At 75.7% G+C, this 15567-nt stretch carries 15 protein-coding genes and 4 tRNA genes; 8 read left to right on the forward strand and 11 right to left on the reverse strand.

Annotated features, from left to right (window positions below):
* Positions 1-73 precede the first annotated feature (73 nt).
* The 7 genes from AC1050_RS02835 to AC1050_RS02865 all read right to left on the reverse strand — a co-directional run bounded on the left by AC1050_RS02835 (position 74) and on the right by AC1050_RS02865 (position 6754).
* The gene (locus AC1050_RS02835) at positions 74-706 is read right to left on the reverse strand and encodes a hypothetical protein (protein ID WP_482385867.1); all 633 of its coding nucleotides are present in this window, start codon (positions 704-706) and stop codon (positions 74-76) included.
* Positions 703-1896 carry a glycosyltransferase family 4 protein gene (locus AC1050_RS02840; protein WP_482387226.1) on the reverse strand — a complete coding sequence of 398 codons (1194 nt, stop codon included), beginning with the start codon at positions 1894-1896 and terminating at the stop codon, positions 703-705. The genes AC1050_RS02835 and AC1050_RS02840 overlap by 4 nt, the downstream gene beginning before the upstream one ends.
* A 20-nt stretch (positions 1897-1916) precedes the next feature.
* On the reverse strand, positions 1917-2882 hold the full coding sequence (locus AC1050_RS02845) for a phosphatidylinositol mannoside acyltransferase (RefSeq protein ID WP_482385868.1): 966 nt from the start codon (positions 2880-2882) through the stop codon (positions 1917-1919).
* On the reverse strand, positions 2879-3487 hold the full coding sequence (pgsA, locus tag AC1050_RS02850) for a phosphatidylinositol phosphate synthase (protein ID WP_482385869.1): 609 nt from the start codon (positions 3485-3487) through the stop codon (positions 2879-2881). Before pgsA ends, AC1050_RS02845 begins: the two co-directional genes overlap by 4 nt.
* Before the next feature lie 7 nt (positions 3488-3494).
* Complete coding sequence (locus AC1050_RS02855) at positions 3495-4097, reverse strand: HIT family protein (RefSeq protein WP_482385870.1); 603 nt, start codon at positions 4095-4097, stop codon at positions 3495-3497.
* Between the two features lie 4 nt (positions 4098-4101).
* Entirely contained in the window at positions 4102-6117 is a 2016-nt protein-coding gene (gene thrS, locus AC1050_RS02860; RefSeq protein WP_482385871.1) for a threonine--tRNA ligase, read from the reverse strand.
* A gap of 88 nt (positions 6118-6205) precedes the next feature.
* Positions 6206-6754: a CGNR zinc finger domain-containing protein gene (locus AC1050_RS02865; protein ID WP_482385872.1), complete on the reverse strand. Its 549-nt coding sequence runs from the start codon at positions 6752-6754 to the stop codon at positions 6206-6208.
* Between the two features lie 94 nt (positions 6755-6848).
* On the opposite strand from AC1050_RS02865, the gene AC1050_RS02870 reads away from it, so the two are divergent.
* Together AC1050_RS02870 and AC1050_RS02875 are read left to right on the forward strand one after the other, a co-directional pair.
* Positions 6849-7322, forward strand: coding sequence for a mycothiol transferase (locus AC1050_RS02870; protein ID WP_482385873.1), 474 nt, complete (start codon positions 6849-6851; stop codon positions 7320-7322).
* Positions 7319-8515 (forward strand): MalY/PatB family protein, encoded by a 1197-nt coding sequence (locus AC1050_RS02875; RefSeq protein WP_482385874.1) that lies wholly within the window; start codon positions 7319-7321, stop codon positions 8513-8515. Before AC1050_RS02870 ends, AC1050_RS02875 begins: the two co-directional genes overlap by 4 nt.
* 51 nt (positions 8516-8566) lie before the next feature.
* On the opposite strand, the gene AC1050_RS02880 is transcribed toward AC1050_RS02875, so the two are convergent.
* Positions 8567-8638 (reverse strand) — tRNA-Val (locus AC1050_RS02880).
* A gap of 250 nt (positions 8639-8888) precedes the next feature.
* Here AC1050_RS02880 and AC1050_RS02885 point away from each other — a divergent pair.
* On the forward strand, positions 8889-9317 hold the full coding sequence (locus tag AC1050_RS02885) for an SsgA family sporulation/cell division regulator (protein WP_454048475.1): 429 nt from the start codon (positions 8889-8891) through the stop codon (positions 9315-9317).
* A gap of 28 nt (positions 9318-9345) precedes the next feature.
* On the opposite strand, the gene AC1050_RS02890 is transcribed toward AC1050_RS02885, so the two are convergent.
* Together AC1050_RS02890 and AC1050_RS02895 are read right to left on the reverse strand one after the other, a co-directional pair.
* Positions 9346-10170 carry an aminotransferase class IV gene (locus AC1050_RS02890; protein ID WP_482385875.1) on the reverse strand — a complete coding sequence of 275 codons (825 nt, stop codon included), beginning with the start codon at positions 10168-10170 and terminating at the stop codon, positions 9346-9348.
* On the reverse strand, positions 10167-11312 hold the full coding sequence (locus tag AC1050_RS02895) for a chorismate-binding protein (protein ID WP_482385876.1): 1146 nt from the start codon (positions 11310-11312) through the stop codon (positions 10167-10169). Before AC1050_RS02895 ends, AC1050_RS02890 begins: the two co-directional genes overlap by 4 nt.
* A 171-nt stretch (positions 11313-11483) precedes the next feature.
* On the opposite strand from AC1050_RS02895, the gene AC1050_RS02900 reads away from it, so the two are divergent.
* From AC1050_RS02900 to AC1050_RS02920, 5 genes are all read left to right on the forward strand, one after another.
* Positions 11484-11555 (forward strand) — tRNA-Gly (locus tag AC1050_RS02900).
* Positions 11556-11610: 55 nt separating this feature from the next.
* Positions 11611-11681 (forward strand) — tRNA-Cys (locus AC1050_RS02905).
* Between the two features lie 10 nt (positions 11682-11691).
* A tRNA-Val gene (locus tag AC1050_RS02910) sits at positions 11692-11766 on the forward strand.
* 146 nt (positions 11767-11912) lie between these two features.
* A complete protein-coding gene (locus AC1050_RS02915; RefSeq protein WP_482385877.1) occupies positions 11913-12395 on the forward strand; it encodes a DUF1269 domain-containing protein in 483 nt (160 codons plus the stop codon).
* A 3-nt stretch (positions 12396-12398) separates the two neighbouring features.
* On the forward strand, positions 12399-12914 hold the full coding sequence (locus AC1050_RS02920) for a hypothetical protein (RefSeq protein ID WP_482385878.1): 516 nt from the start codon (positions 12399-12401) through the stop codon (positions 12912-12914).
* Positions 12915-12935: 21 nt separating this feature from the next.
* Here AC1050_RS02920 and AC1050_RS02925 read toward each other — a convergent pair whose 3' ends face one another.
* A complete protein-coding gene (locus tag AC1050_RS02925) occupies positions 12936-15551 on the reverse strand; it encodes a winged helix-turn-helix domain-containing protein (protein ID WP_482385879.1) in 2616 nt (871 codons plus the stop codon).
* Between the last annotated feature and the right edge of the window lie 16 nt (positions 15552-15567).

Below are 15567 nucleotides of genomic sequence, written 5' to 3' on the forward strand. Positions count from 1 at the left end.
CACCCATCGTAGTCGCGCCGCGCCGGGCGACGGCGGTGCCGTCCACGGGCGTCGCGGCGGCGCCGTCCACGGGTCAGGCGGCGGCGGGCGGGCGGCCCGGGCGGCCCAGCGCGGGCGGCCAGGCGTCGTCCAGCTCCAGCGTCTGCGGCATCGGCGCACGGCCCGCGAGCCGCAGGGTGCGCACCGCCCAGCCGCGCCGCATGCGCTGCGCCTGCGCCACGGCCTCGTTGTGGAACCGGCGCGCGAGCTGCACGCGGTACCAGGCGTCCGCCAGGGCGTCGAGCAGCTCGTCGGCGCCCGGCTCCTCCCGCAGCGCGGCGACCTCGTCCGGGTCGGCCAGGGCCTCGCGGAGCGTCGAGGACAGCTCGCTCTCGACCAGCCCCCGGTCCGCGGTCGTCGTCCCGGGCCGGTCCGGTGCGGCGAGCTCCGCGGGCAGCCGGGCCATGCCCTGCGTGTGCGGCCGGCTGGCGGCGATCGACGCCCAGGACGCCTCCCCGATCAGCACCGAGCTGACCGGGTCCAGCACGCCGGACGCCGCCAGGGTGGAAGCCGCGGACGCGCGGCGCAGCAGCTGGGTGTCCACCACGGCGCCCGACGCGGCGACCTTGCGGTGCAGCCGGTCGATGCGGGACGCGGCCACCCACGACCACCACAGCACCAGCACGACGACGGCGACGACGACCACCGCGATCTCGGACCAGGTCATGCGTCGTCACCCCGCAGGCGGCGCAGGGCGGTGCGCGCGCCGCGCCGGGACGTCGGGTCCTCGCCGACGGGCGCCTCGCTGCCCTCGACCGCCATCTCGTACACGGTCAGCACCTCGTGCGTCACGGACGACCAGTCGTACCGGGCGACGGCGGACTCCCCCGCCGCCGCGACCCGGGCCCGGCGGTCGCCGTCGGCGAGCAGCTCGACGAGCGTCCGCGCCAGGTCGTCGGAGTCGCCGGTGCGGAACAGCACCCCGGCGTCGCCGTCGGCGAGCACCCGGCGGAACGCGCCCAGGTCCGACGCCACGACCGCGGTGCCCGCGCTCATGGCCTCCACCAGCACGATGCCGAACGACTCGCCGCCGGTCTGCGGCGCGCAGTACACGTCCGCGGACGCCAGCAGGCGGGCCTTCTCCTCGTCGCTGATGCCGCCGAGGAACTCGACCGCGTCGGCGTCGTCGCCCAGCAGCTCGCGCACGTCGTCGGGGCCCGTCTCGCCGCGGCCCGCCACCAGGATCCGCACCCCGGGCACCGCGCGGCGCACCGCGGGGACCGCGCCGAGCAGCACGGGCAGCCCCTTGCGGGACTCGTCCAGCCGGCCGAGGAACACCACGGTCGGCCGTTCCGGCGTGCCCACCCAGCGCGGGTCGGTGCCGGCGCGCGCGAACGCGTCGACGTAGACGCCGTTGGGGATCACCACGGCGTCACCGCCCAGGTGCTCGACGAGGGTCCGCCGGGCGTCCTCGGAGACCGCGATCCGGGCGCTGATCTTCTCCAGCGACTGCCGCACGAGCGGGTACGCGATCTGCAGCGGGCGGGACCGCACCAGCGCGGTGTGGAACGTCGCGACGACGGGTCCGTCGGCGACCCACAGCGCCAGCATGCTCAGCGACGGGGTGACCGGCTCGTGCAGGTGCAGCACGTCGAACTGCCCGGCCTCCAGCCAGCGCCGCACCCGGGCCGCCGTGACCGGACCGAACGTGAGGCGCGCGACGGCGCCGTTGTACCGGACCGGCACCGCGCGGCCCGCGGACGTCATGTACTCCGGGATCGGGGTGTCCTCGTCAGCGGGCGCCAGGACGGACACCGTGTGGCCGCGCGCGATCAGCGCCTCGGCCAGGTCGCGCACGTGGAACTGCACGCCGCCGGGGACGTCGAAGGAGTACGGGCAGACGATGCCGACCCGCAGCGGCCGCGCGGGGGCCGGCGTCATGCCGCGCCCTCCGCCGCGAGGGTCCTCGCGTACCGCTCGGGGTCGAGGTCCGCGACGAACACCTTCTGCAGCATGTGCCAGTCCTGGGGGGCGCGGTCGATCCCGGCGGCCAGGTCGTCCACCCAGAGCTGGGTGAGCACGCGGACCCGGTCGGCGCGCGGCACGTCCTCGGGCACCGACAGCTCCCGGCCGAACTCGATGACGATCCCCCACGGGGAGCCGGCGGCCCGGCGGCGCGCGCCGGTGAGGCGCTCGTACGTGATCGAGGCGGCGTACAGCGGCGCGCCCGTCGCGACGGCCAGCGCCGCGGGCCCGGCCGCGACGCGCGCCCGCTCGCCGAAGAGCTCGACCTCGACGCCGCGGGCGGTGAGGTCGCGGTCCGCCAGCAGCGGCACCAGCCCGCCGGTCGGCTGCTTCACGGCGCGGACCAGCTCGCGGAACACCCCGCCGCCGGCCCCGGACAGCGCGATGATCTCCAGCCCGAGGCCCTCGCGGAACGCGAGGAACTCCTGGAACAGCGCCTCCGGCTTCAACCGCTCGGCCACGGTGACCGTCCTGCCGAGGTTCCGCGTGGCCCAGGCGCCCGCGAGGTCCCAGTTGCCCAGGTGCCCGAGCGCCATCACCGACATCCGGCCGATGGCGATCTGCTGCCGCACCTCCCCGGCGTCCACGAGCCGGACCCGGGCGTCGACCTGCTCCGGCGTCATGCCGACCAGCGCGAACGACTCGCCGTAGTAGCGCATGTAGGAGCGCATGCCCAGGAGCGTCAGCCGGCGGAGCTCCTCGGGGCGCGCGTGCGGGCGCACCCGCCGCAGGTTCGCCTCGAGCTGCCGGACGCCCGAGCCGCGCAGCAGCCACAGCACGTCCGCGACCAGCCGGAACGCGCCCCGCACCACCGGGTCGGGGACCTTGCCGACGACGCGCCACGCGAACGCGAACAGCTTCGCCATGTCGATGCTCACGCCGCGTCCACCGCCTGCCGCCGGACGGTCGCCATCCGCTGCACGATCGTCACCAGCGAGGCGAGCGCGAGCAGCGCCAGCACGACGACCAGCACGACCTGCGGCAGCCCCAGGCCGACCAGCAGCGCCGCGACCAGCACCGCCGCGAGCCGGTCGGCGCGCTCGGCGATGCCGACCTGGGCGGTCATGCCGAGACCCTCGGCGCGGGCCCGGGCGTACGGGACGATCGAGCCGAGCACCAGGCAGGCCAGCGCCGTGCCGACGCCCCAGGCGGAGTCGCCCTCGCCGACGAACCACAGCACCATGCCGGTGAAGATCGCGGCGTCGCCGAACCGGTCCAGCGTGGAGTCGAGGAACGCCCCCCACGGCCCCGCCCGGCCCGCACGGCGCGCCATGACGCCGTCCAGGCTGTCGGTCAGCACGAACAGCCCGATCACCAGGCTGCCCGCGAGGAAGTGCCCGGTCGGGAACAGCCAGAGCGCCGCGGCGACGACCGCCACGGTGCCGGCGATCGTCACCGCGTCCGGCGAGACGCCGCGCTTGAGCAGCGCGTCCGCCACCGGCGTGAAGAGCCGCGTCATGGCCCCTCGGAGTCGGTTCAGCACGTGCGGGTCATCCCTTCTGGTCGCCGGCGGCGACGTCGGGCCGCGCCGGCCACGCGGCCGCGAGCCGGGCCCGCGTGTCGTGCAGCAGCTCGGGCAGCGCCCGGGTGCGGCCGACGATCGGCAGGAAGTTGGCGTCCCCGGACCACCGGGGCACGACGTGCTGGTGCAGGTGCGCGGCGATGCCGGCACCCGCGACGTCGCCCTGGTTCATCCCCAGGTTGAAGCCGTGCGGGCCGCTGACCTCGCGCAGCACGCGCATGGCGGTGCGGGTCAGCTCCGCGACCTCGGCCACCTCGGCGTCGGTCAGGTCGGTGTAGTCGGCGACGTGCCGGTACGGCACCACCAGGACGTGGCCGCCGTTGTACGGGTACAGGTTGAGCACGACGTACGCGACGGTGCCGCGCGCGACGACCAGGCCGTCCTCGTCGGACAGCCCGGGGATCCGGCAGAACGGGCAGCCGTCACCCGCGCCGGACCCCGACGGCTTGTTCTCGCCGCCGATGTACGCCATCCGGTGCGGGGTCCACAGCCGGCCGAAGCCGTCGGGGACGCCCGCGAGGGCGGCCGCGTCCTCCGCCGCCGCCCCCGACGGGACGTCCTGCTCCGTCACGTGCTCAGACCTGCGCGTGCTCGCGCACCGCCGTGACGACGCGCTGCACCGCCTCGGCCACCGGCACGCCGTTCTCCTGCCGGCCGTCGCGGTACCGGAACGACACGGCGCCGGCCTCGGCGTCCTCGCCGCCCGCGATCAGCACGAACGGGATCTTCTGGGTGCTGGCGTTGCGGATCTTCTTGCCGAACCGGTCGCTCGACCGGTCCAGCTCGGCACGGATCCCCTGGGCGCGCAGCTGGGCGACGACGTCCTCGAGGTACGGCTCGAACGGCTCCGCGACCGGGACCGCGAGTACCTGGACAGGTGCCAGCCAGGCCGGGAACGCGCCCGCGTAGTGCTCGGTCAGCACCGCGAAGAACCGCTCGATCGACCCGAACAGCGCGCGGTGGATCATCACGGGACGCTGGCGGGTGCCGTCGGCGCCGGTGTACTCGAGGTCGAACCGCTCGGGCAGGTTGAAGTCGAGCTGGATGGTCGACATCTGCCAGGTGCGGCCGATGGCGTCCTTGGCCTGCACCGAGATCTTCGGGCCGTAGAACGCGGCGCCGCCCGGGTCCGGGACCAGCTCGAGGCCGGACTCGGTGGCGACCTGCCGGAGCGTCTCGGTCGCCTCCTCCCAGGCCGCGTCCTCGCCCACCGACTTGTCGGGGTTGCGGGTCGACAGCTCCAGGTAGAAGTCGTCGAGCCCGTAGTCCTTGAGCAGGTCCAGCACGAAGGTGAGCAGGCTGGTCAGCTCGCCCTTCATCTGCTCGCGGGTGCAGTAGATGTGCGCGTCGTCCTGGGTGAAGCCGCGGGCGCGGGTCAGGCCGTGCACGACGCCGGACTTCTCGTACCGGTACACCGTGCCGAACTCGAACAGCCGCAGCGGCAGCTCGCGGTACGAGCGCCCCCGGGAGTCGAAGATCAGGTTGTGCATCGGGCAGTTCATCGGCTTGAGGTAGTAGTTCTGCCCCGCGCGCTTGATGTTGCCGTCGGCGTCGCGCTCCTCGTCCAGCTGCATGGGCGGGTACATGCCGTCCGCGTACCAGTCGAGGTGGCCGGAGATCTCGAACAGCTGCTGCTTGGTGATGTGCGGGGAGTTGACGAACGAGTAGCCCGCCTCGACGTGCTTGCGCCGCGAGTACTCCTCCATCTCCATCCGGATGATGCCGCCCTTGGGGTGGAACACCGCCAGGCCGGAGCCGATCTCGTCCGGGAACGAGAACAGGTCCAGCTCGGTGCCGAGCCGGCGGTGGTCGCGGCGCTCGGCCTCAGCGAGCCGCTCCAGGTACGCCTTGAGCTCGTCCTTGGTCGGCCACGCCGTGCCGTAGACGCGCTGCAGCTGCGGGTTCTTCTCGGACCCGCGCCAGTACGCGGCGGCCGTCCGGGTCAGCTGGAAGCCGTTGCCGAGCACCTTGGTGCTGGGCACGTGCGGGCCGCGGCACAGGTCCTGCCACACGACGGTCTCGGACTCCCGGCCCGCGCCGCGCACGTTCTGGTAGTAGGTCAGGCCGCCGGCGCCGACCTCGACGGACGCGCCCTCGCCCGCGGTGTCGGCGGTCGACTTCAGGCCGATCAGCTCGAGCTTGTACGGCTCGTCGGCCGCGAGCTCGCGCGCCTGGTCGTCGGAGACCTCGACCCGGCGGAAGGTCTGGTTCTCCTTGACGATCCGGGACATCACCTTCTCGAGGGCCTTGAGGTCCTCGGGGGTGAACGGGGTCTCGACGTCGAAGTCGTAGTAGAAGCCGTCGGTCACCGGCGGTCCGATGCCGAGCCTCGCCTTCGGGTTGACCTCCTGCACCGCCTGCGCCAGCACGTGCGCGGCGGAGTGCCGCAGGACCGCCAGGCCGTCCGGGGAGTCGATGGTGACGGCCTCGACGACCGCGCCGTCGGGCAGCGGGCGGGACAGGTCCCGCAGCTCGCCGTCGACGCGCACGACCACGACGTCGCGGCGCGCGGAGAACAGGTCCGTGCCCGTCGTCCCCGCCTCGGCCGTGGTGCTGCTGCCGTCGACGGTGAGGGTGATGAGCTCGGGCACGTGCATGGTCTCCTCGGGTCGGGCCCGCACCTCACGCGCGGGATCCTCAGGCGATGCTACCGACCCGTCACGCGCACCGGCGCCGCCGTCACGTCGCGGCGCGCGCCCTGCGTCGCTCGCGGTACGCCGCGGCCTTGACCCGGTTGCCGCACTCCTCCATGCCGCACCACGCCCGGCGGTGCCCGCGGGAGCGATCCAGGTAGACCCGGGTGCACGCGGGTCTGCCGCACTCCTTGAGCTCGGCGGGGTCCGCGCTCGCGACGACCTCGATCACCGCGCGGGCGATCGAGGAGAGCGCCTGCGCCGCCGTGCCCGAGGCCGCGCGCTCGCCGTCGACGAGCATCGTCGTGGCCGGCGGGTCCGCCGCCGCCCGGTTCACCGCCGCGACGTCCTCCGCCCGGGCGGCGCGGCCCTGCAGGGCAGCGACCACGAGGCCGTAGGCGGACTCGCGCAGCGCGCGTGCGGCGTGCAGGTCCGCTGCCGAGCTCCCCGGCGGGCTGGTCACCGTCCCGCTCCCGACGAACCACGCGTCGAGCGCGCCGGGGTCGACCAGCAGCTCCTCCGGCTCGGCGCTGCGCCGCCACTTGAGCGTCCCGACGAAGTCGAGGGCGGGATCACCGCTGACGAAGACGAACACGTCACCATCTTGACCGGTGACGCACGGGTGCGCAACCGTGTCACCTGTCAGACCGGTGACGACGCACCGGTACGCACCAGCAGAGGCGGCACGCATGATCACGACCGAGGAGTACTGCTACTTCGCCGACCGCGCGCTCGACGGCATGGCCGGGATCGTGGCGGCCCTGGGCGACGGGCTGAGCAGCCGGCGCCCTGCGCTGCCCGGCGCCAACTCGCCCTACGGCCTGCTGACCCACTGCCTCGGCGTCGTCGAGGCGTGGGCCGGGCAGCTCGTGGACGGACGTCGCGTCGAACGCGACCGGGACGGCGAGTTCGAGGCGACGGGACCGGTCGCGCCGCTGCTCGCCCGGACGGCGGCGGTGCGTGCGCAGCTGGCGCTGGACGTGGCGGCGGCCGACCCCGGTGCGCCGCTGCGTTCGTCGCCGCCGGCCGCGTTCGAGGGTCCCGACCGCGAGCTGACCCAGGGCGCCGCCCTCATGCACGTCTACGAGGAGCTGGCCCAGCACCACGGTCAGATGCAGCAGATCCGGGACCTGCTCGTCTCCGGGACCGGGGTGCGGGCGTGATCGGCGACGACACGGCCTTCGAGGTCGACAGCGCGCGGCTGCGGGCCGGAACCGGGGTCAAGTGGGGGGCCGTGGACGACGACGCGCTGCCCGCGTGGGTGGCCGACATGGACTTCGCCGCACCGCAGGTCGTGCGGGACCGGGTCGCCGACGCGGTCGCCCGCAGCGACCTGGGCTACCCGTTCTGGCCGGAGGGCGACCCCGTGGTGCTCGCCTTCGAGGAGCGGATGCGCAGCCGCTACGGCTGGTCCCCCGAACCCGGCCGGACCCGCGTCCTCACCGACGTGCTGCAGGTCCTGCAGGTGGTCGTGGAGCAGGCGACCGAGCCCGGCGACGGCGTCGCGGTCCTGGTCCCGAGCTACCCCCCGTTCCTGGCCTCCATCGAGCGCGCCGGCCGGCGGATCGTCCCCGTGCCGATGGTGGACGACGGCACGGGCTGGTCGTTCCAGGCGGACGGCCTCACCACCCGGCTCGGCGACGCGGGTGTCCGGCTCCTCGTCCTGGTCAACCCGCACAACCCGACGGGACGCGTGCTCACCCGAACGGAGCTGCGGACCCTGGCCGGCGTGGCCGACGAGCTCGACCTGGTCGTGCTGTCCGACGAGATCCACGCCGACCTCACCTACGACCGGCACGAGCACGTGCCGTTCGCGTCGCTCGGCCCCGGTGCCGCGGCCCGGACGATCACGACCACGTCGGCGACCAAGTCGTTCAACATCGCGGGGCTGCGGTGCGCCGTGGTGCACGTCGGTCACCCCGGCGTCCGCGCCCGGCTCGACGCGGAGCCCCTCGACATCTTCGGCACGCCGAGCACCCTGGGACGGATCGCGACGGTCGCGGCCTGGCGGGAGTCGCAGGACTGGCTCGACCGCCTGCGGGTCGTCCTGCACGGCAACCGGGCCCGGATCGTCGAGTGGGCGGCCGCGCGCCCCGGGATCGGGTTCCACGCCCCGGAGGCGACGTACCTGGCGTGGCTCGACCTGTCCCGCACCGCGTTGCGCACCGACGACCCGGCGGACGACGTCCTGCGGCTCGGGCGGGCGCGGCTGAGCGCGGGCGCGGAGTTCGGGCAGCACACCGACGTGGACACCCGGGCGTTCGCGCGGCTGAACTTCGCCACCAGCCCGACGCAGCTCGCCGCGCTGCTGGACCGGGTCGACCGTGCGGTCACCGCGGCGGCACGCGGGGAGTGACACGACGAAGGCCCCCCGCCTGCTGCGCAGGTGAGGGGCCTTCGGCTCGGGTGGGCGATACTGGGTTCGAACCAGTGACCTCTTCGGTGTGAACGAAGCGCGCTACCACTGCGCCAATCGCCCGGCAGGGGAAGACATTACCCGAACCGGGCGGCAACCCAGAAATCGGCATCCCCGACCGGGGTGCCGGCAGGCCGACGGCCGCTCCACCAGCGGGATCGGCGGGCCAGGCGGCCGCGCGCGGCACCGCTGTCGGCACCGCCGGCGCCGGCGTGAGGGGTCCTACCGGGTGAAAGTCGGCGCGGGACCTCGGCCCCTGGGACTTCGGCTGTCATGATGTTCCTCTCGCGTGATGTGTGTGAAGGAGGATGCAGTGGCCCAGCGCTCGTACGACGTCGTCGAGTCCGTCGCCATGCAGCTCATCAGCTCCGACGCCAGCGTCCTGCCGGTGACCGCGGAGCTGTCGTACCGCGTGAGTGACCCCTACACGGTGCGAGCCGTGTTCACCAGCCCCCAGTCCACGTCGGTGTGGCTGCTCGGCCGCGAGCTCCTGCTGCAGGGCATGCTCGCGGACGCGGAGGACCCCGCCGGCTGCGGGGACGTCCAGGTGTGGCGGGACGAGGACCCCCTGTTCACCCTGATCTCGCTGACCGGGATCGAGGGCAGCGCGCTGCTCGCCTCGCCGTCGGAGCCGCTCGAGCGGTTCCTCACGGCCACGGAGCAGCTCGTCGCGCTCGGCACCGAGAGCGACCGCATGGAGGGCGAGATCGCGGCGCTCATCGCCGCGCTGCTCACCGCCTGACGACCCGGACCTCGGCGGCCCGCGGCCCTCACGGGTCGGGGTCGGCTCCCGCGCGCTCGGTGAACAGGCGCGCCACCTCCGCCGTGAGCGGCCCCGGCGCCACGGGAGCGCCGTCCAGCGCGTGCACCGCCGCGACCCCGCGCAGCGACCCGGTGAGGGCGAGGTGCGCGGTCCCCGCGGCGACCTCGTCCAGCACCGCGAACGGCAGCGTGGCCTCGTGCACGGGGAGCCCCGCCTCCGCCGCCCACTCCAGCACCAGGGCGCGGGTCACCCCGGGCAGGCAGCCCGAGGCCAGGTCCGGGGTCAGCAGCACGCCGTCCCGCTCGACCAGCACGTTGGACCCCGTGCCCTCGCAGAGGTCGCCGCGCGTGTTGGCGAGCACCGCCTCGTTGCCGCCGGCCCGGGTGGCGGCCGCCAGGGCCAGCACGTCCGCCGCGTAGGACGTCGACTTGTGCCCCGCGAGCGGGGACCGCTCGTTGCGCACCCAGACCGACCGGACCACGTGCACCGGGCCGCGCACGGGCGCCGGACCGGCGGTCACCAGCAGCACCGGGGCGCCGTCGTCCGGCGCCCCGGGCGTGACCGTGATCCGGACCCGCCCGGCCCCGGGACCCTCGGCGGAGACGACCGCGGCCGCGGCGGTGCGGACCTCGTCGAGGTCGACGGGCGGCAGTCCCAGCGCCCGCGACGACGCGGCGAGCCGGTCCAGGTGCCGGGTCAGCGCGAAAGCGCGCCCGCCGACCACCCCGCACGTCTCGAACAGGCCGGACCCGGTCGTGAGCCCCGGGTCCACCGCGGTGACGACCGGCTCACGGGCGTCACGCAGCCGGCCTCCGGCCCACACGGTCGTCACGGGCGCCAGTCTCCCACCGGGACGCCGGACGCCAGCGCGACCAGGCGGCGCGCCTTGAGCTCGGTCTCGCGCCACTCCGCGGCAGCGTCGCTCCCCCACGTGATGCCCGCTCCGGTGCCGAACCGCAGGACGCCGTCCCGCCACGCGAACGTCCGGATCCCGACGGCGAGCTCGGCACGCACGCCGCCGTCGTCGTCGACCTCGACCCAGCCGACCGCGCCGCAGTACGGCCCGCGCGGCACCGGCTCGAGCCGGGCGATCAGGTCCAGCGCCGACGACTTCGGCGCGCCCGACACCGACCCGGGCGGGTAGGTCGCGGCGAGCAGCCGGCCCCACAGGTCCGCGCCGTCCCGGACGCCGGCGGCCAGCCGGCCCCGGACGGTGGAGACCAGGTGCGCGAGCCCCGGGTGCTCCTCCACGCCGAGCAGCGTGGTCACCTCCACCGTGCCGGGGTCGCAGACCCGCTGCAGGTCGTTGCGGACCAGGTCGGTGATCATCACGTTCTCGGCGCGGTCCTTGTCGGACAGCCCGGCGGCGCTCGTGGCGGTGCCCTTGATCGGGGCCGAGGTCACCCAGCCGTCCTCGACGCGCAGGTACAGCTCGGGCGACGCCGTGACGACCCACACCCCGGGGACCGCTCCCCCGGCCGGGACGTGCACGCCGCCGGCGTACGGGGCCGGGTTGTCCGCCGCCAGCGCCGCACCGAGGGCGCGGGCGTCGGGCTCGCGCCCCTGCAGCTCCGGCAGCGGCGCCTCGAGCACCCGGCAGAGGTTGGCCTGGTAGACGGTGCCCTCGCGCACGGCGGCACGCAGCTCCTCGACGCCGCGCACGTACGCGGACTCGTCCACCGACGACACCCAGGACGCCGGGTCCGGGCCGTGCCAGCTCCCGGCGGCCTCGGAGCGCGTCGGGTCGGCGTCTGCACGCGCGAACCGCCACGCCCGCACCGGCCCGTCGAAGTCGCCCACGACCACCCAGTGCCCCGGCTCGCGCAGGCGCCACGGCTCGCGCGCCACGTCCGGCACGTGCTCGACCGGGTCCCGGAGCACCCGTCCGGCGAACCACGCGACGCCGCCGGCAGGGCTCGCCGCACCGCGGGCCGGGGGCGGCGGCGCGGACGGGTCGGTGGGGTCGCTCGGCACCCCGTCACCGTAGTCAGCAGACGCCCTCACCAGGGACGCCATAGCCCAAGATCCGCGTGATCGCGCGGGTCCTCCGACCTGCGCGGAGCCGATTGGACGCCCGCGCCGGGCGTCGGCTAATGTTCTCAACGCACCGCGGAACGCCGGGTAACAACCGGCTGAACGAGGCGTGCGGACGTGGCTCAGTGGTAGAGCATCACCTTGCCAAGGTGAGGGTCGCGGGTTCGAATCCCGTCGTCCGCTCGGAGGCAGACACTCCCGGCCGACCTTCATCGGTCGCTGAGGACGAAGGTCTCAGGGTGGAGTGGCCGAGAGGCGAGGCAGCGGCCTGCAAAGCCGTATACGTGGGTTCGAATCCCATCTCCACCTCGTAGTACCCGGGCGATTGGCGCAGCGGTAGCGCGCTTCCCTGACACGGAAGAGGTCACTGGTTCGATCCCAGTATCGCCCACCAGCAAGGCCCCAGGTCATCGACCTGGGGCCTTCGTCGTACCCCCCGCGAAGCGACCCGGCGCCGCGCTCACCCCACGCGGGTGAGCCGGTCGGCGCCCCGGCGGCGGGACAGTGGCGTCCCGGCACCCGCACGGAAGGACGACGACGATGACGACGTTCGCCGCATGGAAGTTCGAGACCCCCGAGGGGGCCGAGAAGGCGCTCGGCGCGCTCAAGGCCGCCGCGGCCGACGGCCTCGTGACGGTGGTGGACTCCGCCGTCGTGTCGTGGCCGCCCGGTGCGAAGCGCCCGGACCTGCACCACCGGCACGAGGCGGGCAAGCGGTCCGCGGGCTGGGGCGCGCTGTGGGGGTTCCTGGTCGGCGGGCTGTTCTTCGTGCCGCTGCTCGGTGCCGCCGCGGGTGCGGGCATCGCGGCGGTCGCGAAGTCGGTGGAGGGCGTCGGCATCGACGAGAAGGACCTGGTCAAGCTGCGCGACGAGACGACCGAGGGCACCTCCCTGCTGCTCACCGTCACGCAGGACGGCGACCTGGACCGGCTCGGCGAGCGGTTCCACGGGCTGGGCTCGCGGCTGGTCAGCACCAACCTGACCGACGCGGAGCGCGACCTGCTGCTCGAGACCTTCGGCTGAGGCGTGCCGGCGGAGCCCGGCGCCGCGCAGACCGCCCGGCAGACCCAGCCCCGGGCGGTCCGGCGGCGCGCCTCCCACCTGTACGGCCTGGTCGTCGCCGGGTCGGTGCTGGCCGCCGCGCCGGAGCAGCTCGGGCTCGGCCGGCTCGCGCTGGTGCTCGCCGGGACGCTGGTCGTGTACTGGGCGGCGGAGTCGTACGCGCACTGGATCGCGTTGCGGACGCACGAACGCCGGCGGCTGCGTCCCGACGAGCGCCGCGAGGTGCTCGCGGACGGCCTGCCGATGGTCGCGGCCTGCCTGGTGCCGGCAGCGGTCCTGCTGGTGGAGGCGCTGCTGGACGTGCCGACCGGCACCGGGGTGCGCGTCGCGCTGGTCGCCAACGTGGTCCTGCTGGTCCTGGTCGGCTGGCGGATGGGCACCGCCGGGGGCCTGCGCGGCGTCCCGCGGCTGGTGGCGGCCGCCGCCACCGGCGCGCTGGGCGTGGCGATGGCCGTGCTCAAGTACACGCTGCTGCACTGAGGCGGTGGCGCGGCCCGGTACTCAGGGCAGCAGGCCCAGCTCCCGCCCGCGCGCCACGGCGGCGCGGCGCGTCGCGACCCCGAGCTTGCGGTAGAGCGACTTGAGGTGCGCCTTCACGGTGTTGACCGACACGACCAGCTCGTCGGCGATCTCCGCGTTGCTGGCCATGGTCGGCAGCGCGGCGAGCACGCTGAGCTCGCGGCCGGTGAGGGCGCTCGGCAGCGGGTCGGGCTCCGGCACGGGCACGGGTGCGCGCAGGTGGCCGGCGACCTCGGCGGCGAGCGGGTCGACGCGGCCGGGCAGCACCCGGGCCAGCGCCGCGCGGGTGCCCGGCCCGGTCCCGACGACGAACGGCCGGACCAGCCGCTCCGGGCCGGCGACGGCCAGGGCGTGCCGGACCAGGTCCTCGGCGGACCGGGCGCCGTGCCGCTGCTCGGCGGCCTCGGCGAGCAGCAGCCGGGCCTCGGTCTCGGTCAGCGGGTCGCGCACGTCCTCGGCCCACCCCGCCGCCGCGCGGGCGTGCCGACGTGCGGACCCGAGGTCGCCGCGGGCCAGCGAGAGCCGCCCGGCGACCAGGGCGTCCAGCGGGGAGGCGATCCGTGCCGCGCCGAGCGCCGGCGCCCCGCCGGGCGCGACCTCCAGCTCCACCTGACCGCGCAGCCGCAGGGCGGCGACGAGCGCCGGCGGGGGCTCGTGGGCGCGGCCCGCCTCGGACGCCGCCTGGGCGGCGCGCACCCGGCCGCGGGACAGCGCCACGAGCACCTGCACGGCGTGCAGCGCCGCGAGGCTCACGGGGTCGGCCCCGGCGTCCGACGCCGCGAACCCGTACGCGACCGCGCGGTCGGCCTCGGTCCACCGGCCCCGCAGCAGCGCCACCCACGCGAGCGCGGCGTAGGCCGGGCGCACGTAGGAGTACGACGTCCAGCCCGAGCCGGCGGCGAGGTCGACGGCGGCCCGGGCCTCGCGCTCGGCCGCGTCCAGCTGTCCCAGGGCGGCGTGAGCGAGGCCGAGCCCGGCGCGGGCGCTCAGCGAGGTGAGGTCGACGACCCCGGGCTCGGCTGCGACGGAGGCGGTCAGCTCGCGGCGCGCCCCGGCCAGGTCGCCCTGCCAGAGCAGGGCGTGCCCGCGCAGCTCGTGCGCGCTGCGGAGGTAGCCGCCGAACGCCGGGAACGGCCACGCGACCCGGCCGAGCGCCTCGACGGCCGCGGTCGCGGCGCGCTCCTGGGCCGGGACGTCGCCCGTCCCGCGGGCCGACGCGGCGTCGAGCAGGTCGGTGAGCACGTCGGCGGCGCTGGGCGCGGCCGCGTCGTCGGTCGCCGTGGCCCCGGGCCACGGCCCGGCCGCCAGGAGCACCCGCAGCCGCCGCAGGTGCGCCCGGCACGCCGGGTAGGCGCGGTCGACGTGCGCGAGCGCCGCCGCGCAGAGCTCGGACCACGCACCGGGCGGCAGCTCCTCGTACGGCAGCCGCACCAGGGCCTCGCGGACGGCCTCGCGCCCCGGGCCGACCAGCAGCGGGGCCGCGGACTCGGCGAGCACCCGGCCCAGCAGGTCCCACTCCTCCGCCTCGGTGGCGTGGTCGAGCGCGGCGACGGGGTCCCCGTGCCGCAGGAGCCACCGTGCCGCGCAGGCGTGGGCGTCCTGGTGCCCGTCGGGGTCGCGCAGCCGCAGCGTCGCGTGCAGGATCTCGCGCAGCAGCGGGTGGTAGCGCAGCGCCGCGCCGTCGGCCCGCACCGGCGCGACGAAGTCGTGGGCCGCCGCGAGGGCGTCGTGCAGCCGCGCGGGCGGCGCGCTCGGGCTCAGGGCGCGCGCCAGCTCCGGGCTGAAGGTCGGCACCACGCTCGAGCGCAGCAGGAACGACCGGACGGCGGGCGGCTGCCGGTCGACCACCTCGGCCACCAGGTAGGCGGCGACCGCGCGGTCGTCCGCGAGCGCCTCCTCCGGCCCGGGGTCGTCGTGCCCGCGCCGGGCGAGCCGGGCGATCGCGATCCGCACGCCGGTGGGCCAGCCGCGGGTGCGCGCGAGGATGTGCCGGGCCTGCTCCGGTGAGATGTCGGCGCCCTCGAGGTCCGCGAGCGCCCGCACGTCCGCCGCGGTGAACGCGAGGTCCTCCGCCGCCACCCGGGTGGTCCCCCGGTGGTCGAGCGGCGGGTCGGCGCGGCTGAGCAGCACCAGGCGCAGCGGCACGTCGGCGGCGAGCAGGTCCTGCACCGAGCCGACCACGGTGCGGTGCCGGACGACGTCGAGGTCGTCCAGGACCAGGGTGGCGGGGACCGGCAGGGAGGCGAGCCCGCGCACCCACCGGGTGACGAACCCGGGCGTGCTGGTGGGCGGCACGCGCAGGCGGGCGAGGTCGTGGTCCGGCGGGACGGCGCCGCTCCCCCGCAGGGCCTCCAGGATCCGGCTGGCGAGGGCCTGCGGGACGACGTCGCGGGGCTCGAGGGCGATCCAGGCGACCGGGCCGGGTTGCTCGGCGGCCCAGGACGCCACGGCGGTCGTCTTGCCCCACCCGGCACCCGCGGCCACCACGGTGAGCCGGTCGTCCGCGTCGGCGTCGAGCAGCCGGTCGACCGCCGGCCGGTGCACCGTCCGCGCGGGCGGCGGCCGCAGCAGGCGGTGCTCCGTGGTCGGTGTCCCCATGCGGGCAACGTATACC

It is taken from the genome of Cellulomonas sp. NEAU-ZC6, assembly GCF_056844425.1.